At 63.0% G+C, this 20,957-nt stretch carries 21 protein-coding genes and 3 pseudogenes; 8 read left to right on the top strand and 16 right to left on the bottom strand.

Annotated elements, in window-relative coordinates; genetic code table 11:
• The first annotated feature begins 33 nt into the window (after positions 1–33).
• Positions 34–723, top strand: coding sequence for a TetR/AcrR family transcriptional regulator (locus AU194_RS00655; RefSeq protein ID WP_012394821.1), 690 nt, complete (start codon positions 34–36; stop codon positions 721–723).
• A 162-nt stretch (positions 724–885) separates the two neighbouring features.
• Here AU194_RS00655 and AU194_RS32815 read toward each other — a convergent pair whose 3' ends face one another.
• Positions 886–1,263, bottom strand: a complete 378-nt coding sequence (locus tag AU194_RS32815) for a PaaI family thioesterase (protein WP_016889187.1) — start codon at positions 1,261–1,263, stop codon at positions 886–888.
• Here AU194_RS32815 and AU194_RS32930 point away from each other — a divergent pair.
• Positions 1,231–1,515, top strand: coding sequence for a hypothetical protein (locus tag AU194_RS32930; protein WP_012394823.1), 285 nt, complete (start codon positions 1,231–1,233; stop codon positions 1,513–1,515). The genes AU194_RS32815 and AU194_RS32930 overlap by 33 nt on opposite strands.
• 333 nt (positions 1,516–1,848) lie before the next feature.
• Here AU194_RS32930 and AU194_RS00640 read toward each other — a convergent pair whose 3' ends face one another.
• The 7 genes from AU194_RS00640 to AU194_RS00610 form a co-directional block, all read right to left on the bottom strand.
• Entirely contained in the window at positions 1,849–2,949 is a 1,101-nt protein-coding gene (locus AU194_RS00640) for a BtrH N-terminal domain-containing protein (protein ID WP_046188921.1), read from the bottom strand.
• A gap of 277 nt (positions 2,950–3,226) precedes the next feature.
• Positions 3,227–4,333 carry an NDMA-dependent alcohol dehydrogenase gene (locus tag AU194_RS00635; RefSeq protein WP_046188899.1) on the bottom strand — a complete coding sequence of 369 codons (1,107 nt, stop codon included), beginning with the start codon at positions 4,331–4,333 and terminating at the stop codon, positions 3,227–3,229.
• A gap of 46 nt (positions 4,334–4,379) precedes the next feature.
• Positions 4,380–5,996: a fatty acid--CoA ligase gene (locus AU194_RS00630; RefSeq protein WP_081288818.1), complete on the bottom strand. Its 1,617-nt coding sequence runs from the start codon at positions 5,994–5,996 to the stop codon at positions 4,380–4,382.
• Positions 5,997–6,044: 48 nt separating this feature from the next.
• Positions 6,045–6,455 (bottom strand): SCP2 sterol-binding domain-containing protein, encoded by a 411-nt coding sequence (locus AU194_RS00625; RefSeq protein WP_016889191.1) that lies wholly within the window; start codon positions 6,453–6,455, stop codon positions 6,045–6,047.
• 261 nt (positions 6,456–6,716) lie between these two features.
• Positions 6,717–7,919, bottom strand: a complete 1,203-nt coding sequence (locus tag AU194_RS00620; RefSeq protein WP_046285459.1) for an NAD(P)/FAD-dependent oxidoreductase — start codon at positions 7,917–7,919, stop codon at positions 6,717–6,719.
• On the bottom strand, positions 7,916–9,256 hold the full coding sequence (locus AU194_RS00615; protein ID WP_046285458.1) for a cytochrome P450: 1,341 nt from the start codon (positions 9,254–9,256) through the stop codon (positions 7,916–7,918). The genes AU194_RS00620 and AU194_RS00615 overlap by 4 nt, the downstream gene beginning before the upstream one ends.
• 71 nt (positions 9,257–9,327) lie before the next feature.
• Positions 9,328–9,648: a 2Fe-2S iron-sulfur cluster-binding protein gene (locus tag AU194_RS00610; protein WP_012394830.1), complete on the bottom strand. Its 321-nt coding sequence runs from the start codon at positions 9,646–9,648 to the stop codon at positions 9,328–9,330.
• Positions 9,649–9,810: 162 nt separating this feature from the next.
• Here AU194_RS00610 and AU194_RS00605 point away from each other — a divergent pair, with 162 nt between their 5' ends.
• The gene (locus AU194_RS00605) at positions 9,811–10,776 is read left to right on the top strand and encodes a helix-turn-helix transcriptional regulator (RefSeq protein ID WP_059087303.1); all 966 of its coding nucleotides are present in this window, start codon (positions 9,811–9,813) and stop codon (positions 10,774–10,776) included.
• A 68-nt stretch (positions 10,777–10,844) separates the two neighbouring features.
• On the opposite strand, the pseudogene AU194_RS32365 reads toward AU194_RS00605, so the two are convergent.
• The 5 genes and pseudogenes from AU194_RS32365 to AU194_RS00585 form a co-directional block, all read right to left on the bottom strand.
• A pseudogene (locus AU194_RS32365) lies at positions 10,845–11,269 on the bottom strand (IS1380 family transposase); the annotation flags it as partial.
• 147 nt (positions 11,270–11,416) lie between these two features.
• Entirely contained in the window at positions 11,417–11,995 is a 579-nt protein-coding gene (locus tag AU194_RS00600) for a TetR/AcrR family transcriptional regulator (RefSeq protein ID WP_174682934.1), read from the bottom strand.
• Between the two features lie 92 nt (positions 11,996–12,087).
• Positions 12,088–12,999, bottom strand: coding sequence for an alpha/beta fold hydrolase (locus tag AU194_RS00595; protein WP_046286740.1), 912 nt, complete (start codon positions 12,997–12,999; stop codon positions 12,088–12,090).
• A complete protein-coding gene (locus AU194_RS00590) occupies positions 12,999–13,436 on the bottom strand; it encodes a PaaI family thioesterase (RefSeq protein ID WP_046286743.1) in 438 nt (145 codons plus the stop codon). Before AU194_RS00590 ends, AU194_RS00595 begins: the two co-directional genes overlap by 1 nt.
• A gap of 53 nt (positions 13,437–13,489) precedes the next feature.
• Entirely contained in the window at positions 13,490–14,014 is a 525-nt protein-coding gene (locus AU194_RS00585; protein ID WP_008256180.1) for a TetR/AcrR family transcriptional regulator, read from the bottom strand.
• 275 nt (positions 14,015–14,289) lie between these two features.
• Between AU194_RS00585 and AU194_RS00580 the strand changes: the two are divergent.
• The 3 genes and pseudogenes from AU194_RS00580 to AU194_RS00570 form a co-directional block, all read left to right on the top strand.
• Positions 14,290–14,658: pseudogene (locus tag AU194_RS00580) on the top strand (acetyl-CoA acetyltransferase); the annotation flags it as partial.
• On the top strand, positions 14,655–15,791 hold the full coding sequence (locus AU194_RS00575) for a zinc-binding dehydrogenase (protein ID WP_059087302.1): 1,137 nt from the start codon (positions 14,655–14,657) through the stop codon (positions 15,789–15,791). The pseudogene AU194_RS00580 and the gene AU194_RS00575, both read left to right, overlap by 4 nt.
• Positions 15,788–16,366 (top strand): carboxymuconolactone decarboxylase family protein, encoded by a 579-nt coding sequence (locus AU194_RS00570; RefSeq protein WP_036428816.1) that lies wholly within the window; start codon positions 15,788–15,790, stop codon positions 16,364–16,366. The genes AU194_RS00575 and AU194_RS00570 overlap by 4 nt, the downstream gene beginning before the upstream one ends.
• A gap of 260 nt (positions 16,367–16,626) precedes the next feature.
• Here the strand turns inward: AU194_RS00570 and AU194_RS00565 are convergent, their stop codons facing one another.
• The gene (locus AU194_RS00565; RefSeq protein WP_176215952.1) at positions 16,627–17,883 is read right to left on the bottom strand and encodes a DDE-type integrase/transposase/recombinase; all 1,257 of its coding nucleotides are present in this window, start codon (positions 17,881–17,883) and stop codon (positions 16,627–16,629) included.
• Positions 17,884–18,291: 408 nt separating this feature from the next.
• Here AU194_RS00565 and AU194_RS32360 point away from each other — a divergent pair.
• Both AU194_RS32360 and AU194_RS00555 read left to right on the top strand, forming a co-directional pair.
• A pseudogene (locus AU194_RS32360) lies at positions 18,292–18,746 on the top strand (type II toxin-antitoxin system Phd/YefM family antitoxin).
• A gap of 3 nt (positions 18,747–18,749) precedes the next feature.
• The gene (locus AU194_RS00555) at positions 18,750–19,184 is read left to right on the top strand and encodes a type II toxin-antitoxin system VapC family toxin (protein WP_059087301.1); all 435 of its coding nucleotides are present in this window, start codon (positions 18,750–18,752) and stop codon (positions 19,182–19,184) included.
• 155 nt (positions 19,185–19,339) lie between these two features.
• Here the strand turns inward: AU194_RS00555 and AU194_RS00550 are convergent, their stop codons facing one another.
• Both AU194_RS00550 and AU194_RS31580 read right to left on the bottom strand, forming a co-directional pair.
• On the bottom strand, positions 19,340–20,590 hold the full coding sequence (locus AU194_RS00550) for a hypothetical protein (RefSeq protein WP_059087300.1): 1,251 nt from the start codon (positions 20,588–20,590) through the stop codon (positions 19,340–19,342).
• A gap of 94 nt (positions 20,591–20,684) precedes the next feature.
• On the bottom strand, positions 20,685–20,957 hold the full coding sequence (locus AU194_RS31580) for a hypothetical protein (protein ID WP_157575837.1): 273 nt from the start codon (positions 20,955–20,957) through the stop codon (positions 20,685–20,687).

Below are 20,957 nucleotides of genomic sequence, written 5' to 3'. Positions count from 1 at the left end.
GCCTTGTCACATGAGACTGCCAGAATGTAGGGCATGAGTCCAGCACGTGTTTATGGCGGGCTGTCCGCAACTCAACGCGATGCGCAGCGCCGCGCACTGCTGATTGACGCCGCGGTCGCGCTCATGGGCAAGCAGGGAGCCGCCGCGTGCACCGTGACCGCTGTGTGTACGGAGTCAGGAGTGACGAGCCGGTACTTCTACCAGCAGTTTCGCGACAGAGACGCGCTCCTGCGTGCGATGTTCACCAAGATCTCCACCACCTTCCAAGCCGTGATCACCAAGGCGATACCGGATGACACCGTTGCTCCTCAAGAACTCGCTTACGCTCCGATAAAGGCCCTGGTTCAGATGATCGAGAACGATCCCAGCATGGCCCGCATATTGTTTGTCGAATCGGGCGCTGAACCCCTGCTTCGGCAGCTGCGAAGCGAACTGATGTCCGAATTTGCGGAGCTCGTCCTCAGAGAGGCCCGCCTGCATCTCGATATACCCAGCGAGGTGATTCAGGTCGCAGATCTCGCCGCTACCTACGGTGTCGGGGGCCTGTTCGAGATTCTCCGTCGCTGGATAGACGGACAACTAAACCTATCGACCGAAGTGCTTATCGAGCATTGTGCGGGTTTTCTCGGCAGTCTTGGCCTGTATACCCTCGGCCAGAAACCTGACCCGGCCGCTTCGCACATCCAGGTCGATATCAACTCCCCGGCGGGCCACAACAGATGAGACCGGCGGTATTTTCGCCGACACGCTGCGGCGTCACGCTACCGAAGGCTGGTACACCACGATGTGGTCGAGTACGCGTTTGCTTAGCAAACCCCCTGTCGGCCCCGGTTCAATCCTGAGCAGCCTGCGCCGGTTGAAAAATGAGCAGATTTACGGGTTGAGTCATCCTTCCCAGGGTGGTCGCGCAGTGCAGCGTATTGACGACGCCTTCTGTATGGAGCTAGTGAAGTGATCCAGCGTGACGACGACGAATAACCCGGACGCGGACGCGACCAGCTGGCCGGTGGCTTCCTCGCGCAATTCTGTCCGCACTTCGAGTTTCCGGCCGGTTCTGGACACGAGCTCCGCGCTGACCTCGTAGGGAACCCCCAGCAATACCGGCGCGAAGAACTCGGTGTCGAGCTTACGGGTGACGGCCATCTCACCGACGACGTAGAGCAGCATGCCCACCGTGTCGTCAAGAACCGTCATGACTGCGCCGCCGTGTGCGATCCCGGGTGCGCCGCGATGTCGGCCGTCGAAGATATGCCTGGCGCCCACCCCGTCGCCACGCCGACGCGCTCGCAGGCGATGACCGTGCGGATTGTCTGTGCCGCAACCAAGGCACCACGGATGGTGCGCATCGAGGTAGTCGCCGTCGGCGGCGATAACACGATTCTGAAAGTTATGCCACCACGCGATGGCCGAATCTTCTTCCGCTTGCTCGTCGATGACGAAATCCTCCTAAATAGGACCACGCAGTGCATGGACCACCATGCGACTGAAGAACTGCGCCGACGTCGGCTGGGCTGATCGCCCGAAGAGTATGTAAAGGACTCGTTAGCCCGCCGAGATCATCGCTGCGGTACACCTTCCAGTTCCGTCACTATCAGCCATTTGGTCCTGCCCCGCAATACGCCCTCGACGCTGTCGCCGCATAGCTCGCCCGATAATGCTCGGGGTCGTCGTCGGTGCTATAGGGGTCATACCAAATCCTGTCCCCCACAGCGGTGACGGTCAACCTCGCCTTCTGCACAAGGGTCACGAACGTCACCGACCGCGTTCTGGGCGAAGCGCTGAACATCGTCATGCTGCCAATCGAGAAACCAGTAGTCTTCAGGAAACTCGATTGATTTGAAGTGCCACTCACGGATAGCCTTTCAGATGAGCTTCGATGCCGGTATCGACAGTGCCAACGGATCGACTGGCCGTTTCGAGGGCTTCGACGAGGCGCGTTTCGGCGTCCGGGATCGTCGCGGCGACTTTGGCCGCAGCTAGACTACGACTCCGTAGCGATGTGCCGGCATCCGTGGCTGCGGCCGCAAGCGTAGACCACGCTTTGGAAGCATGTCGGGCCGCGGCAGCCGCTTCGGCAGTGGCGGCGTCATCTAGGAGATCGGCGATGTTCTGGCAACCGTCTGCCTGCAGCGTACGAAAGAGCCCGCCGCCGGTACCGGCTTTCTCGATGAACGCCCCGAGCCCGAACAATGCCGCGGTCAGGGCATCGTCATCGAACAGCGTTGGCCAATGCCCTACGTCATCGGCGAAGTCCTGCACACCCTTCAAACCGGAAGATTCGACTTCAGCTGCCTCGATGCGCAGTAGCGGCGCACCTACGGCACCGCCGCGCATGAACGCTGCGCTCGCGGCGAGTGCAGCGGCCGCGATCGGCCCAAGGTCTGGCACTCGCTCTGGCCAGTCGACGTGATATGTGGTGTGCCGGGTAGGTGTGGGAAACCCGACCGAGGACCGCGCCCGGCGTAGGTCGTCGTAGGCCACCGTCTGGGTTGTCTCGCGGTCATTATCGACCACATAGGCGACCCGTTGTTCGTCATCGTATCCGGTGATGACAATGTCGTGACGGCTCATGTGCAATCGGACGCGCAGGTAAGGAAGTTCGCCGATGTCAGCCCAGACCATGACGGGTCGACCTTTGTCGATTTCGTCGGTCACAAATGCCCATCCCACGTCCGGGTCATCGGTCGATCGCACGACGAACTTTGCGCCAACCCGGGAGAGGTAATCCTGTTCCAGGTCGCTTCCTCGTCCTACCAGGTACACCTGGGGGAACAACTGCGTAGAGCGGACGTACGAGAAGTCCAAGGCTCCGCCGAGGGTGAAGACCAATCCTTCACTGAGTGCTTCTGTCCCCCATCCGAGTTGGGCCCATTCAGTAAGGTCACGAAGCGCACCGGAACCACAGTGCCCTCCCCTCCTATGGGGATAGGGAATTTGAATCCTCGTCATCGCCGCTTCCTTCCTTGTCAGTAGCACTGTTGAGACTCGTCAAAAGCTACGTTTCATCACGGCTTCCCGGCTGACAGTAGGTGCCAACACCAACACGCGTGACCGCAGCCAACCTCAGCCGCGCATCTCGACCGCCTATGGCGATGGGGCACATTGACTTTCGATCGCTAGTCCTGCATCAACACGTCAACGGTAAGAGCCACAGACGCGCAGCACTCAACCGTTGTACTCAGCTCGCTTGCTCCCGTGGTCGCGCTCCCGCGCTTCGGCTGCTTTATCAGAATCGGATGAGTCCTCGGATGTTGCGGCCCGATCGCATATCCGCGTAGCCTTCGTTGATCTGATCGAGGGTGTACTCACGGGTGATCAGCTCATCCAGCTTGAGGTGTCCGGCGTTGTAGAGCTCGACGAGCCGCGGGATGTCGTGGGCGGCGTTCGACGAACCGTACAGAGCGCCGCGGATCTGCTTTTCATACAGCGTCAATTCCAGCAGTGAACCCGACATCGAGGTGTCTTCGGGGTGCCCGATCGCGGTAACGACCACACGGCCGCGTTTACCGACCAAGGACAGCGCCTCGCCGATGTAGGACCCTTCGGCGACATCGGTGGTCAAGACGCAGACATCGGCGAGTTTGCCGCGGGTGATGTCACTGATCAGTGACCAGGCCTCGTCGATCGTGGCAACGGCATGCGTCGCACCGAAACCGCCGGCTTGTTCACGCTTGAACGCCACCGGATCGACAGCCACGATGTTCAACGCGCCCGCGATGCGGGCACCCTGAATCGCATTCATGCCGATGCCACCGGCTCCGATCACTACCACGGTATCCCCGGCACGCACCTCACCGGTGCGCACCGCCGACCCGTACCCGGTCGTCACACCACACCCGATCAACGCCGCCTTGTCCAGCGGTGTCCCCTGGTCGATTTTGACCAGAGACGCCTTGGGGACCACGGTGTATTCCGAGAACGTGCCCAGCAGGCACATCTGGCCGACGTCCTCACCCCGGGCATGGAAACGGTAAGTGCCGTCGATCTGGGGTCCCATCATGAGCGCGGCACCCAAGTCGCACATGTTCCCCATCCCCCGCGCGCAATAGGAACAGTGCCCACACGACGGCAGGAACGTCAGGATCACCGAATCGCCCTCGGCGACGTTCTCGACACCCGCACCCACTTCGACCACGGTGCCGGCACCCTCGTGGCCACCGACGACGGGCAGCGGAATGGGCAGGTCGCCGGTCACGAGGTGTTCGTCGGAATGGCACAACCCGGTCGCGGTCAGCTGGACGAGCACTTCATCGGGGCCGGGAGGATCCAACTCGATGTCCTCGACTTCCCACTTTTCTCCTAGGCCCCACAGCACTGCAGCACGTGTCTTCATGTGTGTCTCCTTAACGTCAGTGTTTCGGTCGCAGTGGATTGATGATTCACGCCAGCGTCTCGATGATGAGGTCACCGTCGCCGAACTGGCGGCGCAGCTTCTTCTTGTCGAACTTGCCAGTGGAAGTCAGCGGAATGTCGGTGACGAACGCCCACCGTTCCGGTAGCCACCACTTGGCCACCCGCGCACGCAGAAATTCGGTCAGCTCCGCCGCGGTGGCGGTGCGGTCGGCAGCCAGGACGACCACCGCCAGCGGCCGTTCCTGCCACTTGTCGTCGGGCACTCCAATCACCGTGGCGGTGCGCACCGCAGGGTGAGCGGCCAACTCGTTCTCCAATTCCACCGAGGAGATCCATTCGCCCCCGGACTTGATGACATCCTTGGAGCGGTCGGTCAGCGCGATGAACGCGTCCGCGCTGATCGTCCCGACGTCCCCGGTACGCAACCACCCGTCCGGCGACGCCGCCGGACTGTCATTCTCGTAATACGACTGAGTGATCCACGGGCCGCGGACTTGAATCTCCCCCACCGATTTTCCGTCCCACGGTTGTTCTGCACCGCTGTCATCGACGATGCGGGCCTGCACACCGGCCACCACCCGGCCTTGGGTTGCGCGCAGGTGAAGCGACCTCTCCGGGGTATCAGAACTCCGCGGCAGAGCGACCGAGGCCAGCGGGGAAGTCTCAGTCATCCCCCAAGCCTGCACAATGCGGATGCCCAGCTCGTCATAGGCGGTCATCAACGACCGCGGAACCGCCGAACCACCGCAGGCCACCATCTTCAGCGAACTCACGTCATGGCCGGGATTGTCGCGCAGGTAGTGCAGAACATCGGTCCAGATCGTCGGCACCGCCCCCGCCATCGTCGGTCGCACCGCCTCGATCATCTCCACTAGAGGCCCCGCCTGCAGGAAACGGTCAGGCAGCAGAAGCTGCGCGCCGGCCATCATCGCCGCATACGGCAACCCCCACGCGTTGGCGTGGAACATCGGAACGATCGCCAACACCGTGTCGTCATGACCGATGCCCAAGGCATTCGAGGTGCACGCCGCCTGCGAGTGCAACCACGTCGAACGATGGCTGTAGACAACACCTTTCGGGTGCCCGGTGGTACCGCTCGTATAGCACATCGCTGCGGCCGACTGCTCGTCGACGTCGGGCCAGTCGAACGTACTCGACTGGGCGGCCACCACATCGTCGTACCGTAGGACGTCCTTTCCGCACCCCTCGACCGCGGCAAGATCGCCGGTTCCGGTCACTAGCACCGTGCGCACCGAGGTCATCGACGGCAACGCCGCCGCCAAAAGGGCCAGCACCGTACTGTCGACGATGATCACCCGATCCTCGGCATGATTGGCGATCCACGTCAGCTGTTCCGGCGGCAGCCGCAGGTTCAACGTATGCAGCACCGCGCCCATCGACGGCACCGCCGCGTAACAGTCCAGATGCTCCTGGTTGCTCCACTGTAACGTCGCGACACGCTCATCTCCACGGATGCCGATCTGGCGCAGAGCATTTGCCAACCGTGCCGCACGCTCACCCACCTCGCGATAGGACACCCCAGAGATCTGCCGGGGTCCGCGCGCAGTCAGCACCTCGCGATCGCCATGAACTGCCGAAGCATGGGCCACGATCGCGGGCACAGTCAACGCAACGTCCTGCATCGTGCTCCTCATCGCACACCCGCCCTACAGCCCGCGGTGAGGCGAGGGTCACGCATCGATGAGGTCCTGCCGATTCTGGCTCTCCAGCATCAACCGGTACTCGGGGAACAGGTTCTTGGCCTGCGGGATCAACTTGATCAACTTCGGCACCGGACCTTTCGCACGTACCGTTCCCTTGGCCATCGCCATCGTCAAGTTCACCTTCCCCAACCAGAACTTGTTCCCCGTGTCTGCCGACATGAACAACTCCACGTTGGGCACCGCGGTACTGGCCGCTCCGGTCTCCACCACCTTGTTCGGCATGTCCACCGTCACAACCGCATCCGGATCTGTGTAATGCACCCGCAACACCACACCCGAATTCGCGAGCTTGTCCGCCAGACCTTCCTTCTCCAAACCCCGCCGAAAGATCCCGCCCAGGAAGGCATAGACCTCGTCCTCGTCCCTAAATACCGCCACCGTCAACCTCAACTAACCTCATTGTCAGAACAGAACAGAACAGAACAGGCACCGACTTCTGACGCTGCTCCTCCGGATAGAATCGTCATGCTCGTTGGGAAACCCCACTAGGTCCTGATGCGCTGCGCCAAGGCGACCGCCGGGCAGCCGCTAGCGTTCCTTTGCCAGCGGGGCTGGATGGCAATTGTCACTGAAGTACCTCTCCAAGACACGCGTCGCATCCGCCGTCGTCGTTCCCACCGCCTACGCACCGCCGGCACCTCAGTCCGAGCCGGCGAGCACCAGTTCGGCCCGTTCGACGGCGACTTGCTGCGTGATGACCCGCTTGCTGAACATGAAGTCGCGGGGACGGTTGATGCAGTCGGCGGCAATGAGCTCGCCGGCACGGAGGTAGAAGCAGGTGAAGTCGCGGTCCCGGGTCGGGTCGCCGCTGAGGACGACCTCGTCGTACCCGGTGTTGAGACCGGCGATCTGGAGCTTGAGGTCGTATTGATCTGACCAGAACCATGGAAGGGCCGCAATCTTCTTGGACTTCCCACAGACGGTCGCGGCGGCGACCTTGGCCTGCTCGGCCGCGCTCGGCACGGACTCCAGGCGGATGCGACGGCCGTAACGGGCCATGTCGTGGCTGGCGCAGTCCCCGGCGGCCACGATGTCGGGGTCGCTAGTCCGGGCCCGATCGTCGATCACGACGCCGTTGTCGACGACCAGGCCCGCGGTGGCGGCGAGCTCGGTGTTCGGCTCCACGCCGATGCCGACAATGACGAGGTCGGCGGGAATTGATTCGCCACTGGCCAGGATTACTTCGCGGACCCTGCCGTCGCCGGACAGAGCCTCGACCAGCGTGCCCGTCCGGATGTTGACGCCCTCCTCCCGGTGGATCCGGTCGAAGAACTCCGATACCTCCGGGGCGGTGACCCGTTCAAGGACGCGCCCGGTCGCCTCGAGCAGGGTGACCTCCAGACCCAGTGCACGCAACGAGGCGGCTGTCTCCAGTCCGATGTAGCCGCCGCCCACGATCACCGCCCGACGCCCGGGGCCGGCGGCCTCTCGGATCATCTCGCCGTCCGCGGCGGTGCGTAGGTAGAAGACTCCGGCCAGGTCCGCTCCCGGGGTGGGGAGCCGACGAGGCCGGGCGCCAGTGCACAGCGCGAGCTTGTCGTAGGGCAGTGCGTCGCCGGTACTCAGCACGACATGACCAGCCGAGCGGTCGATCGCCGCCACCGTCGCATCCAGGAGTCGGATCCGCTGCTTGGCGTAGAAATCCGAGTTGCGGATCGCGAGTTCGGCCAGTTCGCATTTGTCGGCCAGGTACGACTTGGACAGCGGGGGCCGCTGGTAGGGCAACGCCGACTCATCGCCGACGAGGACGATCTCGCCGTCCCACCCTTCTCGGCGAAGACTGGCGGCGAGCTGGGTGCCCGCGTGGCTGGCCCCCGCGATGACCGCTCGCTGCACGGTCATGCGCCACCTTTCGGGATGAGGCGGACCATCAGCTTACTGATCCCCCTCACGAAGTTGGACTGCACGTACTCGGGCTCACCGACGACCTCGATGTTCTCGAACCGCGGAAGCAGCTCCTCCCACAGGATCCGCAACTGCATCTCGGCCAGCCGGTTACCCATACAGCGGTGCACGCCGAAACCGAAGGAGATGTGGTTACGGGCGTTGGCCCGGTCGATAATCAGGTCATCGGGCCGATCGAACACGCGCTCGTCGCGGTTGCCCGAGGCGTACCACATCAGGACCTTATCGCCCTTGCGGATGAACTGCCCGTTGAGCACAGTGTCGGCCTTGGCGATCCGGCGCATATGCGCGAGCGGGGTTTGCCACCGGATGATCTCCGAGACCATGTTGGGGATCAGCTCGGGGTTCGCCTTCAGCTTCTCAAACTGGTCAGGGAACTCGTTCAGCGCCAGAACACCACCGCTCATGGAATTGCGGGTCGTATCGTTGCCACCCACGATCAGCAATACCAAGTTGCCCAAGAACTCCATCGGGCGATCGATCAGGTCCTTGGTGCTCTCGTCGCTCTGCAACATGGTGATCAGATCGAAGCCGGGCAGCTCTCCGGCAGCTTTCCGGGCTGCCTTGTCCCGCCAGTGAGCGCTGAGACCTCTAGCCATATCGACCATGCCGCGAAATATCTCGTCGTTGTCCGAGGGCCCACCGTTGGCTTGCTCCATGGAGGTGGCGAGATCGGACCATTGGACGAGCTTGCGCCGCTGCTCGTACGGGAAGTCCAGCAGCGTGGCCAGCATGCGCGCGGTTAGCTCGATCGAGACGTGCTGCACCCAGTTGAACGGTTCGCCAAGCGGCAGAGCGTCGAGCACGTCTACCACCCGCTCGCGGATGAGGCCCTCCATCTCACGCAGGTTCTTCGGTGCGACCACACCCTGGACAGCCTGCCGTTGCCGGTCGTGTTTCGGGGGGTCCATCGCGATGAACATCGCAATGTCGAGGAAGCGCGGCGGGCTCCCGATGACGATGAACGGCTCGGAGGAGAAGACCTCGTGGTTCTTGTCGACGGCCACGATGTCGGCATGCCGCGTCACCGACCAGAACGGGCCGAACGCGCTGTGGGCCTGATAGTGCACGGGAGCCTCGTTGCGTAGGCGCTCGTAATAGGACTTCCAGCGACCCTGACGATAGAGGAAAGGATTGCTAAGGTCGATGTCGGTCAGTTCAACCTCGTCAGCCGGCGGGATCGGTCGCTCGATGAAGATTTTTTCACCGTTGGTGCCGGTGACCCAGCGCCGCGTTCTGTCGTAGAGGTGGGCGCCCTGGATTATTCGGTCCATCGGAATTGTTGCCTGAGCCTTGGCAGTGACTGCCTCGCGAATATTGCTCACGTCTCACCTCTCTTTCGTCATCACAGTTGGAACTCGGGCAGATGGACGATCAAACCGTCCCACGCCTCAGAGACCTGCATCTGGCAGGACAGCCGGGAGGTCGGCTGACGCTCGGGGTTCATCGCGAGCATCTCCTCTTCATTGGCCCCGGAGAGGCCGACCCGATCGGACCATTGCGGATCGACGATCACATGGCAGGTGCCGCACGCGGCTTCGCCTCCGCAGTCGCCGTCGATGCCGGGCACCGCATTGTTGGTCGCGACCCGCATCAGTGACTGACCTTCCTCGAGAGGCGCCTCATACTTCTCGCCGCCGTGGGAGACAAATGTGACAACTGCCATAGCCAGGCTCCTTGCGTGTCCTCAGTTACTTGACACAAGTCTTGCGCCAGATGAGCGCTGCGGCTATGTTCGCCGGAGTCAGAAACTTGTGATTTCGGCTCAAAGGGGCCATGGTCAGTGAACCCCAATGACGCGGGTGTGCCCCCACTCGCATTCGTGCAAATGCTCGAGAGCCCGGCGTTTGACCCAGACGCCGTCGCGCGGCTTCGCAACATCATGGCTCGCGAAGGAACCGACGAGGCGACGCTGATTCAGCGTGATGTCCAGGCCCCGTTACGGTGGTTTCGTGAGGCGTACCCCGGTCTAGACATCGATCAGGCAACGCTGCTCGGATTTGCGTTAGCCGAACAGGCACAGTTGACGTCCTTCGGCCCGCTGAGTGTTCCGCTGGTCAGCGCGGGCTCAGTGGCCGAGATCGTAGAGCTGCTGACTTATCTGCCGTTGATCACGACGGCTGTCAAAGCACAGTTTCATCCAGATGACCAAGGCCTCACCGTCGGGCTCTGGGGACACACCAGCGATCGGGCCCTGGACTGCCTCGCCGTCACGTACGCCGGGTTGGCGTTGTTGCGACTGCTGGACATGCTCGTCCGTGCGGCGCCGACCCTCACACTCCACTTGAGTTGGCCAGCGCCCGCCGCCTTGAAAGATCGCGAGGACGACCTTACCGCCGGGCGCCTGTTCTTCGACGCTCCGATGTCCTTCCTCCATGTTCCCGCGGACACGCTCAACGAGGTGTGCCGGTTCTCCGATCCCGTCGCATACCGACTCGCCATCGTCGATCTGCAGCGAACTCTCGACCAGCGGAGCGAAACCACGTCGTTCTCGGAGAAGGTGAGACGGCTGCTGCAGAAGGAGCCCGGACGCCGAAGTAAACATTGGTTCGCACATGAGCTGTCAATGTCCACCAGCACACTCAAGCGGCGCCTCTCCGAAGAGGAGACCACCTTTCGCGAGTTGCGCCAAGCATTCCTGCGCGAGCGCGCGATGCTGCAGCTACTCGACCGATCCCTATCGGTGAGTGAGATAGCCACGGATCTCGGATACAGCGACCTCGCCAACTTCTCACACGCCTTCAAGCGATGGACCGGCCGCTCTCCGAGCGAGTTCCGGCTCTCACCACATTGAGCTGTCCCGGCGGGTCCGGAGATCCGACCTTTGCGGCGTCTTTCTGCAGCGTCGCCTCTCCCCGGGTGTTCGATGGAGGCCCGAGCCTGCGCGCCGGGCAGCAGATTCACCCGGTCACACAAGCCGGCCAGATGCTCGGCCAGCACCGAATCCAATTGGCGGGCATGACCGAAAGTGAACTCCCGCAACAGCGTTCCCATCGTTGACGGGGGATACACCCGGCGGAAAAAGGGATTTATGCCGCCAGCGCGGACCAGGTCGACATCATCGATGTAATCCGCGCCCGCTTACATGCTCGCGATCAGGGTGGCCAGTTTCGGAGCCGGATTGGCCGACCTCGACTTGACCCTGGGAGCTGCGATGTGAATCTTGTTGGCCAACAACTCCGATAGGCCTGCCTGCTCAGCCAGCGCCATCACCGGCACCAGGCCCGCGCACGACACCAGATATCCTCATCGAACACATCGGACCGCGGGGTGAACGTGTGGGACACTCGCGCCGGAAGTGCCGTTCTCGAACTGGACCGATTGTTGCCTGAACAATATCAATCTTCCCAGCTCAGAACGCACTTTCCTTATCCCGACACCCCGACAAACAGTCCATTGTCAGTGGATCGAGGCCAAGACCGCTCAAGTCACAGCTATCTATAGCCAACGCCGAGGTAGCGGAGCGCCACCCGCGAGATCCGCGCACCCGTGGTGGCGATGTCCGCGGAGGGAAGAACGACGTGACTCACGGTGAGCCGCACCAGAACGTCTGCGACCTCCTCGACGTCTTCGGAGTCGAGATCGGCGAAGTGGTCGTGAAACCACGCGACCAAAGCCGCGGAGGAGAGCTGGAGCAGGGACGCCGATGTCGGCAGGAGAGGAAGAACGCCCGTCGTCGGCGCACCGGCGCGATCATCCCCTGAGTGGTTGGACGTCAGCACCGACTTCAGGAGCGGACTGGCTTCTGCTTCACGCAGGGTGAACCGCACCGCTGCGGTGATGCCGCCCTGAACGTCGCCGGTGTGTTCGGCGAGAATGGCGTGGATACCCTCCAGGAAGCGCTGACCCTCGGCCACCACGAGCGCGTCACCAAGTCCCTGCTTATCGCCGAACTCCTTGTATAGCGTCGGTCGGGAGACGCCGACAAGTTCGGCGACCTCACTCACTCGGACTTGTTCCCAGCCCTTCTCAATGGTGAGTTCCCGTGTCGCCCTCAAGACCTGCTCGCGGATATGTCGGCGAAACGACATCCGCGCCGAATCAGTTGGCATACGAGCAGAATAGGTGGCGAACTGGGATCTCCCGCGCAGCCCGACGACTGGCGTCAAACGGTACGGTCGAGAAAGTCGACGACCGCCGTCGAGAATGCGTCGTTGTTGTCGCCAGCAACCATGTGGCCCGCGCCTGACACGTCAACGGTTTGCGCGTGGGGAACCAAGGTGAGGAAATCCTTCACTGTCTCTTCGGAGACTATGTCCGACAGCAGGCCGCGGACCAGCAGCGCCGGCGCGGACACCTGTCGCGCGCCATCGACAAGGAATGCGCTCATCATCTCGAACTCCTCTGCGCCGTCGTCTGAATCACTCTGCAGGAACTGAAAATTCGACGTCGCAAACGCCGGATCCCATCGCCAGGCCCAGCGACCGTCTCCACGTCGGCGGAGGACTTTTTGAAGGCCGTCGACGTTTTCGGGGCGAGGGCGGTGCGGGTTGTAGGCGGCGATCACGTCAGCGGCCGACTCTAGGCTGTCGAAACCTTCGGGATGGGCCGACATGAACGATAGGACTCGGCGGGCGCCGTGCATCTGCATTCGCGGAGTGATGTCAACCAGGACGACGGCCTGCCATAGCTCCGATGGGGCGAGCAAGTGCGTGCCGAGGATGGTCAAACCGCCCAACGATGCCCCGATCGCGGCAACTGGGCGGGCGGAGCCGGCGTACGCGCGCACGGCCAACAGGTCGGACCCCAGCCGTTCGATGTCATAGCGTCCGTCTGGATCCCAGTCGCTGTCACCATGTCCCCTTGCGTCGTAGGCGGCAACGGTGTAGCCCCGCTGATGCAATCGTTGGGCGGTGACATCCCAGGCGTGCCGGCTCTGACCACCGCCGTGAAGGAGCAACACGACCGCCCGCGGTCCGTCACAGCGGTAGAAGTCGACCGCCAGCGAGAGCCCATCCACCGTGGGCACGCGCTCGACGACAGGAGCGGACAAATCATGTGCTCTGTTTGCAGACATCAAGAGATGGCCTTCGGTGCGACGACGGTGACGGTGCCCTGCGCCGCACACACCGCTCTGCCGTCGTTGCAGATGTCGATACGTGCCACACCGCTGGTTCTGCCCAGCGAGATGATCTCAGCCGTGGCTACACAGGTTCCGCTGGAAACTGGACGAAGCAAATTCAGTTTGAACTCCGTCGTCGCGACCCAGGATCCCATCGGAATCACGGGATAAAACACCACTCCAAGGCAATGGTCGACCATGGCCGACAAGCAGCCGCCATGCAAGTTGCCGAAAGGCGTCTTCAGGTCGTCGCGTGCGTCCATCTCCGCGACGAGCCGTCCAGCAGTGAAGTCAGTGTGCCGGAAGCCGAGGTAACCGGCCAACCCGCCCGTGGTTTCTGCTGCGCTCTGCAGTTGTTCAGCGACCTGCTGGTTGAACGTGGTGAACTGCACAGACATGTCCGGCCTCCTACCTCAGCTGTGGTTGAGACATTACGCCTTGTCTGTCACATCGGTCGACAATGGTCGCTCGCCAGGATTGCGGGAAGGAGAAACCTTGAAAGAAATGTCCGGAGCCCGTCACGACTGCGCTCCCGCGGTCCTCGAACAGTCAGCAGGCTCAGTATCGTGCGGAGAACCCACTCGGCGGCGTCGTCGACGGAGACGCCCGGTTCTACGTAACTCCAGTGTCTCCTGAAGATGGGACGGAGAAACTCGGTGACGAGTTCGAAGAGTGACGTCGAGGTCCCCGCCGCGAGGCCAACGCCGGCGAGTTCCTCGTCGCTGCCGAACAACAATCCGATGATCTCTTCGCGGCGCGCGGCCTCAACTGTGTATTCCACGAAATCGACGAGAGCGGAGCCCAGATCGGTGTGCTCCGCGATCCGGGGGTTGATGCGATCGAGATAGCGCTCGGCGGCGCGAATGATGACGCCCGACATCACCGCCTCCCGATTAGGGAAGTAGCGATACACCGTTGCCCTGGAGACACCCGCTGTTCTGCCGATGTCCTCCATGGTCGTGCCTACCACGCCGCAACTCTCTAGGCACCGCTCGGCAGCATCTAGCAATCGGTCGCGAGCGGAACCACGATCTGACGGCGCGGCGGCACCCCATCGCACCAACTTCGTCGACACAACAGCCAGTATGCCGCGGGCGCACACCATTGTGGCTTGACTGCAGATATGACACCATCGCATTCGTGTCTCACAACAGCCCGTGGCCCTGAGCGAGTGATCGATTGTCGGTAGAAGCGCGTACTCCGGTGGTGGTCGGCGTAGGCGAAGTAACCCATCGCGGGGACGACGTCGTCACCGGCCTCGGTTGGTATTCGACGAAACATTCGGTCGGTGTGTGGTCGGCCACCCCTCCACCAACCGGGTGGCGACTGATCGACACGGCAGACGAACAAGCTCAGATCGATTCATCGCGGCTGGCCGTCGCAGGCGTCGACGAGGCGACCGGTCGCGCGACAGTGGACGGGTACACGGTCGAATACGACCGAGACGGGCGACCTCGATGGACACCGATCATCGCGCACCTGTCCGACGGGCGAAGAGTCGTCGCACGCAGCGACGATCCGCAGATTGCCGAGGCGATGGCGGGCGAGATGTACGTTGGCAGAACGGTTTGCCTCCGAAACACAGGGTCGTCCACGGGATTCGAGCTTCCATGATCGCCGAGGCCATGGTGTTGACCGGACCGCGGAATCTGGAGCGGCGCCAGATGACCATCCCCGACGTCGGTGACCGCGGTGCGATCCTGCGAGTTGAAGCATGTGGTCTATGCGGTACAGATCACGAACAATTCACCGGACACCTGCCTGCCGGCTTCTCATTCGTTCCAGGTCACGAAATCGTCGGCATCGTCGAACATGTCGGCAATGCGGCCAGCGAACGCTTGTGCGTCCAGGCCGGCCAGCGCGTGGCCGTCGAGGTGTTCCGGTCCTGCCGAGACTGCCCGGAGTGTCGCCGCGGCGAATACCGGCGATGTGCGGTGAACGGCATCGCCACCATGTTCGGGTTCGTCGACGTGGAGATCGGCGCCGGGTTATGGGGCGGATACGCCACCCATGTGGAGCTTCCGTGGGACGCGATGCTACTCCCGATTGCCGAAGACATGGACCCCGTTCTCGCCACGTTGTTCAACCCTCTCGGGGCCGGTATCCAATGGGGGAAATCTCTTCCCGACACCAAGGCGGGGGGTATCGTAGCGATACTGGGACCGGGCATCCGCGGGATCTGCGCGGCGGTGGCGGCGAAAGAGGCGGGAGCCGCTTTCGTCGCGATGACCGGCATCGGTCCACGCGACGATCAGCGACTGGCCATAGCCAGATCATTCGGTGTCGACCTGCCCATCGACGTATCGCAGGACGATGCAGTGACAGCGCTCCAGCGTGAGACAGGCGGACAGCTTGCCGACGTGGTCGTCGATGTCACCGCCAAAGCACCCTCCGCGTTCGCCGACGCCGTCGCCCTTGCCAGGCCTGGCGGCACGGTCGTGGTTGCCGGCACCCGCGGCGGAGGCGGCGCGCCCGGCTTTGAACCAGACACGCTGGTGTATAAGGAATTACACATCTCCGGTGCACTCGGCGTGGAGTATCCCGCCTACCGGGCAGCCCTCGAGATTCTGGCCACGCGCCGCTGGCCGTTCGACCGGATCACAAGAGAATCAACCGGATTCGCTGGTCTCGCGCCGCTGCTCAGTTCGCTTGCAGATGAAAATGCCAAATCGAGTGCGGCCCTGCACAACGTCTTCGTGCCCACGCCCTCACAGCATGCGGAGCTTCAACAGAGAAAGGTCACGTGACGAGGACGGAACGCGTACCGATGCTCGACCTTGAGCAGGCCCGGCTGCGGGCTGCCGAGTGTGGGCTGCCCGAAGAGATGGCAGAACTGTCAGTATTTCGCGTGGCACTTCACCAGCCGAGCCTCGCAGTGGCCCTGTACGGAATGCTCGAGGCGCTGCTATTTAACGGTGTGCTCGACGCCCGGCTACGCGAATTGATCATCATGCGCATCGGCTGGGTAACGGGGTCGGTATATGAGTGGACACAGCATTGGCGAATCGCGACGCTGCTCGGTGTGGCTTCGGATGACCTTCTGGCGGTGCGTGACTGGCAAAGTTCCAATCGTCTGGGCCATGCCGAGCGTGCAGTCCTGGCGGCGACCGATGATGTGGTACGTGACGGGGTCATTGCCGAGGAAAACTGGGCCGCGTGCCACAAGGCATTCAATGGCGATCACGCGGTTTTGGTCGAACTTGTCGGAGCGATCGCCAATTGGCGGCTCTTTTCGATCCTGCTTCGATCCTTGAATATTCCGCTTGAGTCGGGTACCGACTCCTGGCCGCCCGATGGGCGAGCCCCTCGACGTGACGATTGAGTAAAAACCGGTTGTTCAGCAATCGCACCCAAGTTGAAGCTCGGTTACCCCTTATGTTCCTAGTCAGTTGTGGGCTATTGAATTTCAAACGGGTAGTTGTGATTTCGGTCTCATAGCCACGGTCTCGGGGTAATGCCACCAACTAAACATGTGGAGCCAACTGTTCTGGGACGCCTACACCAGCCGTGATGCCTCAGATCAAGATGCCCGCGAAATCTGATCCATGCCTCAGGTAAGAATGCCCGCGAAACGGCGTTGGGTCAGGAGGCCTTGATCCGGATGCCTTTGCGGGTGTCGGGTAGGGCGGTGGGGATGCTGGCGAGGTAGAGCTGTTCGGTTTTCTCCTTGGCCAGCTGGAGAAGTCGGTTCTGCAGGTCGGCGATCTGGCGTCCCATCGCGGCCGGGTTCAGGCTGTCGCGGTAGGTCAGGAGCTCCGATTCTTGGGCTGGTGAGAGGACGCCGGCCGCCAGTAGCCGGTCCAGTGGGGTCTTGGGCTGGTCGTAGAGACGGCGGCGCCGGCCGTCACCGCTGCTGGCGTAGCCGATGGGTTTGATGGTGGGGGTCAGGTAGTTGAGCCGGTCGTTGACCAGAGGCCAGAGCCGGTTGAGCACCGCACGTTCCTCGTCGGTGTCGTAGCGGTAGTAGAACCCGTACTTGCGGACGAGATGGTTGTTCTTGGACTCGATGGTGGCCTGGTCGTTCTTCTTGTACGGCCGGGAGCGGGTGAAGAAGATCTCCATCTGCCCGGCCCATTTGATGACGGCTTTGTTGAGGAACTCGGTGCCGTTGTCGAAGTCCAAACCAGTTACCTCATACGGTATTTCATGCACACCTGCTTTCAGGGCGGCCAGGATGTGGGTGTGGGCGTTGTTGCGCACGGTCCGCGTGAAAGTCCAGCCGGTGTGCACATCGGTGAGGTTGAGGGTGCGGGCGAACTCGCCCTTCAACGTCGGCCCGCAGTGCGCGACGGTGTCTCCTTCGAAAAAGCCTGGCGCAGCTTCGATTTCGTCGGTGGCCTTGCGAATCTTGACCGACGAGCGCAACAGCGGCGAGGGCTTGGTGGTGGACTTGCCCTTGATCTGGTCTTTGGCTTTCACCGGCGCCAGATAGCGGTCGATTGACGCCGCGCTCATCGCCAACAGCTCCTCGCGCACCGTCGGGCTGTAACGGTCACGGCCAAAGACCAACTCGCCGTGGCGCTCCAACCCGTCGAGCTGCAGGGCCATCGAAGCAGCCAGGTACTTGCCGCACTGCCCACCCGAGGCGGCCCAGACCTTCTGCAGCACCTTACGGGTGTCATAGCTGTACTTCGGCGAGCGCGGTTTGCGCGGCCGTTTTGCGACACTGCGGCCCGCACCCGGCGGGCGCCTGGCCGCTACCGTGAGCCGCCGGCGGGCGTTATCACGCGACCAGCCGGTCACCTCGACCACCTGATCCAGAATCCGGCCCCGGTCCTTCTTCGAAGCCCTCACATACGCCTTGGCGTACCTGGCGGTGACCTCGGCACGAGACGCCATCGACAACCCACTTCCCATGCTCCACGACGATCACCATTTCGCGGGCATTCTTACGTGAGGCACCGAGGGCGTTTCGCGGGCACTTTTCGTGAGTCAAGCCGCCAGCTGAAGCACGCTCCGTCATACGAATACGATCCAAGGCATGTCGAGGTTCTTCGCGACTCAGGCCAACTGTTACTACTGGGAGAGTCGTTCAATCGGGTCGCTGGCAACAGAACGCCAATGAAGGCGATCGCCAGCAGTCACCGCACACAGCACCTCAAGCAGAGAATTCAAGAGTCCGCTGCTGCAAGCTAGACCCGGCGTCCGACACCGAGGCGCTGCCGCCTCCATGCAGCTGACCACGAACGCCAGCTGCGCCGAAGTCCCACCGGGAACGGCAAACACCTTCCGCCGCAACACCTTCGGATGCAGCTTGGACGGAAGGCCACCAGCCACCATGATATCGACCGTCTCGGCGTCGCCAGCACCGCGGACGAATCGGTGTACCGGCCCGTTGCCACCTCGCCTCCGGCTTGCGCAGGTCAATCTCTCAGGTCGTCGTTGCCACACTCAGGAGTGACATGTACAAATCACGGTTCAGCGAGTGTACAGTTCACGGTGTGGAGGTATCCGTGACCGAGTTGCGCGCGCACCTTAGCGATTGGCTCGATCGAGTTCGGGCTGGTGGTGAGGTCGTCATCACCGACCGCGGGATTCCGGTCGCGCGACTCGCTGCGCTGGACAGCGCAGGCACCTTGGAGCGTCTCACGGCCGAAGGCGTGATTGGCAGGGCCACCGCGCAGCGGCCCGTCGCTGCGGGACGGTCCCGGCCCAGGCCGCGGCGGCCGGTGTCTGACCAGGTCAGCGACCAGCGGCGCTGACCGGTGCCGCTCGTCTACTTCGACGCCAGCGCCCTCGTCAAACTTCTCACCACCGAGACAGGGAGCTCGCTGGCGTCCGCGCTATGGGACGGCTGCGACGCCGCATTGTCCAGCCGTCTGGCCTACCCCGAAGTCCGCGCCGCACTCGCTGCAGCAGCCCGCAATCACGACCTAACTGAATCCGAGCTCGCCGCTGCCGAGCGTGACTGGGAGGACTTCTGGGCCGCCACCCGCCCAGTCGAACTCACCGCGACAATTGAACAGCACGCCGGCCGCCTCGCCCGCGCCCATGCCTTGCGCGGAGCCGACGCTGTCCATCTGGCCAGCGCGTTGGCAGTCGGCGACCCCGGCCTGATCGTCGCCGTTTGGGACCGACGCCTGCACGCCGGAGCCCAAGCCGCCGGGTGCCGACTCGCCCCCGCCCAACTCGACCGCTAATCCGACCGCTCGACGTCAGAGGTGGGTCGACCCCGGCATGGATGACGATCAGGTACCGATTCGCCAGGTCAGAACCCGTGTCGTAAGTGGCCAAGTCCCCCCTCGGACACCAGCGGATGGGCCCCGGCTTCGACGAAGCCGGGGCCCATCGCTTGCTATTCGGTGGTGCCGGAGTCCGAGCCGGAGTCCGAGTTGGCGTCCGAGCCGGGGTCGGAGTCACCGCCGGTATCTGCGGCGGAGTCGGAATCGGAGTCGTCGTCCGCGGCGGCCTCGTCGTCGGTCACCTCCTCATCGGTCACCTCGTCATCGGTCACCTCCTCGTCGGTCACCTCCTCGTCGGACGGCTCCTCGTCGGTGACGTCCTCATCGGTCACCTCCTCATCGGTCACCTCGTCGGACGGCTCCTCGGCGGCCTCGGACACGTCGGCGTTGGTCGAATCACCGTCGAGCACAGCGGCTTTCGCGACAGGCTCGGGATCCTTACCCGAGCCCTCGCTCTCCTCCGCCTGCGCCTCCACGGTCACCGACACCGTGCGGGCCGTCGTATCCGTGGTGGTCGAGTCGATGGCCGCGATCCCGGCCGTCGACGGCGGCTTCAGCGCGTTGGCGATGGCGTCGCGGATGTTGAGCAACCCGCTGATCGTGCCCAGCCCGGGGCTGAGGAAGCCCGCGTCGATTTCGTCGCCGTTGAGGAATCCGTCGATCATCGCGGCGGGTCCGGTGATGAACGCGTTGGCGAGCCCTTCGAGGTCGCCGGTGCGCACCGCGTCGAAGACGTCCTGGACGAACGCGCCCCCGGCCTTGACCGCACCGGCGTAGATCGGGCTCAACACGCCGATCGCGAACAGCGTGATCGGCAGCTGGGTCTGATCGATGACATTGAGCATGTTCTGCACCGGCTGCCGGATCACCGCATTGATCGCCGGGATCAGCTCGACGGCCGGGCCGAGCAGTGGCGTGATCGCGACCTGCCACAGATTGTTGATCGCGCCTTCCAGGTCACCCGCCGCGAAGTCGTCACCGGCCGCCCGCAGCAGAGCGGGCACCCCGAACGGGTTGTCGGCCGAGAAGGAGTTGGCCAGGCTCTCGCCGGCCCGGTCGAGCGCGCCCATCAACGTCTCCGCGCTGCTCCACTGATTGCGCAGGATCTGGGCGAGGATCGGAGCCGGGTCGTCGAGGATGCGTTCGCCGAGAAGCCCGAGGTTCTCCAGCGTGTTCTCGAAAACCTGGCCGTAGACGGCGAACGGGTTGGCCAACGCGGACAGCTGCAGATCCGCGGCCGCGACGACCGGCGCCGCGACGGGCTCGGCGGCCGGAATCGGTGGCGCCACGGGACTGACCGCGATGGCGCCGGCTCCCACCAACGCCACGCCGGTGGTCAGATACGAACGAGCAGCCGTGTTCATTGCAAACTTCCTCTCCTCGAAATTGCTCGATCGGGACGTCAACTTACCGCCCGGTAGGGTTTCATCAGTGCGGTTCGAGGAAACTCGATTCGCACTACGAGAAGACCATCCGCATGCCGTCGCTGGACCGCAAAGCCTGGCATAGCACGACGTCAAAACGGTACTTACCGTAGACCGCCGAAGGCAGCAAATAGACGCGCGCGTAACGTCCGCAAACCGTGGTCCGCCCATCTTCGCCGGACCAATGAATATGCAAATTCAAACAAGCAGCAAATTTCCGCGTCGGCAAATAACGCCAGCCGTCATCCCGCCTCAATTCTGGTCGTCCGGTGATGCGCACGGGCAAGCAGGTGTCAGCGACGGACAT

This window comes from Mycobacterium sp. GA-2829 (assembly GCF_001499965.1).
Taxonomy (GTDB): domain Bacteria; phylum Actinomycetota; class Actinomycetes; order Mycobacteriales; family Mycobacteriaceae; genus Mycobacterium.
Note: the sequence above shows the minus strand (reverse complement) of the source record. Positions and strands in the feature narration are given on the sequence as shown.

Coding starts and splice junctions, on each gene's coding strand:
- AU194_RS31580 (WP_157575837.1), bottom strand. CDS start 20,957: ATGTCCGTCGCTGACACCTGCTTGCCCGTGCGCATCACCGGACGACCA.
- AU194_RS00575 (WP_059087302.1), top strand. CDS start 14,655: ATGATCGCCGAGGCCATGGTGTTGACCGGACCGCGGAATCTGGAGCGG.
- AU194_RS00615 (WP_046285458.1), bottom strand. CDS start 9,256: ATGGACCGAATAATCCAGGGCGCCCACCTCTACGACAGAACGCGGCGC.
- AU194_RS00605 (WP_059087303.1), top strand. CDS start 9,811: ATGCTCGAGAGCCCGGCGTTTGACCCAGACGCCGTCGCGCGGCTTCGC.
- AU194_RS00630 (WP_081288818.1), bottom strand. CDS start 5,996: ATGCAGGACGTTGCGTTGACTGTGCCCGCGATCGTGGCCCATGCTTCG.
- AU194_RS00655 (WP_012394821.1), top strand. CDS start 34: ATGAGTCCAGCACGTGTTTATGGCGGGCTGTCCGCAACTCAACGCGAT.
- AU194_RS00565 (WP_176215952.1), bottom strand. CDS start 17,883: ATGGCGTCTCGTGCCGAGGTCACCGCCAGGTACGCCAAGGCGTATGTG.
- AU194_RS00550 (WP_059087300.1), bottom strand. CDS start 20,590: ATGAACACGGCTGCTCGTTCGTATCTGACCACCGGCGTGGCGTTGGTG.
- AU194_RS00595 (WP_046286740.1), bottom strand. CDS start 12,999: ATGTCTGCAAACAGAGCACATGATTTGTCCGCTCCTGTCGTCGAGCGC.
- AU194_RS00640 (WP_046188921.1), bottom strand. CDS start 2,949: ATGACGAGGATTCAAATTCCCTATCCCCATAGGAGGGGAGGGCACTGT.
- AU194_RS00620 (WP_046285459.1), bottom strand. CDS start 7,919: ATGACCGTGCAGCGAGCGGTCATCGCGGGGGCCAGCCACGCGGGCACC.
- AU194_RS00635 (WP_046188899.1), bottom strand. CDS start 4,333: ATGAAGACACGTGCTGCAGTGCTGTGGGGCCTAGGAGAAAAGTGGGAA.
- AU194_RS00610 (WP_012394830.1), bottom strand. CDS start 9,648: ATGGCAGTTGTCACATTTGTCTCCCACGGCGGCGAGAAGTATGAGGCG.
- AU194_RS32930 (WP_012394823.1), top strand. CDS start 1,231: ATGTCGGCCGTCGAAGATATGCCTGGCGCCCACCCCGTCGCCACGCCG.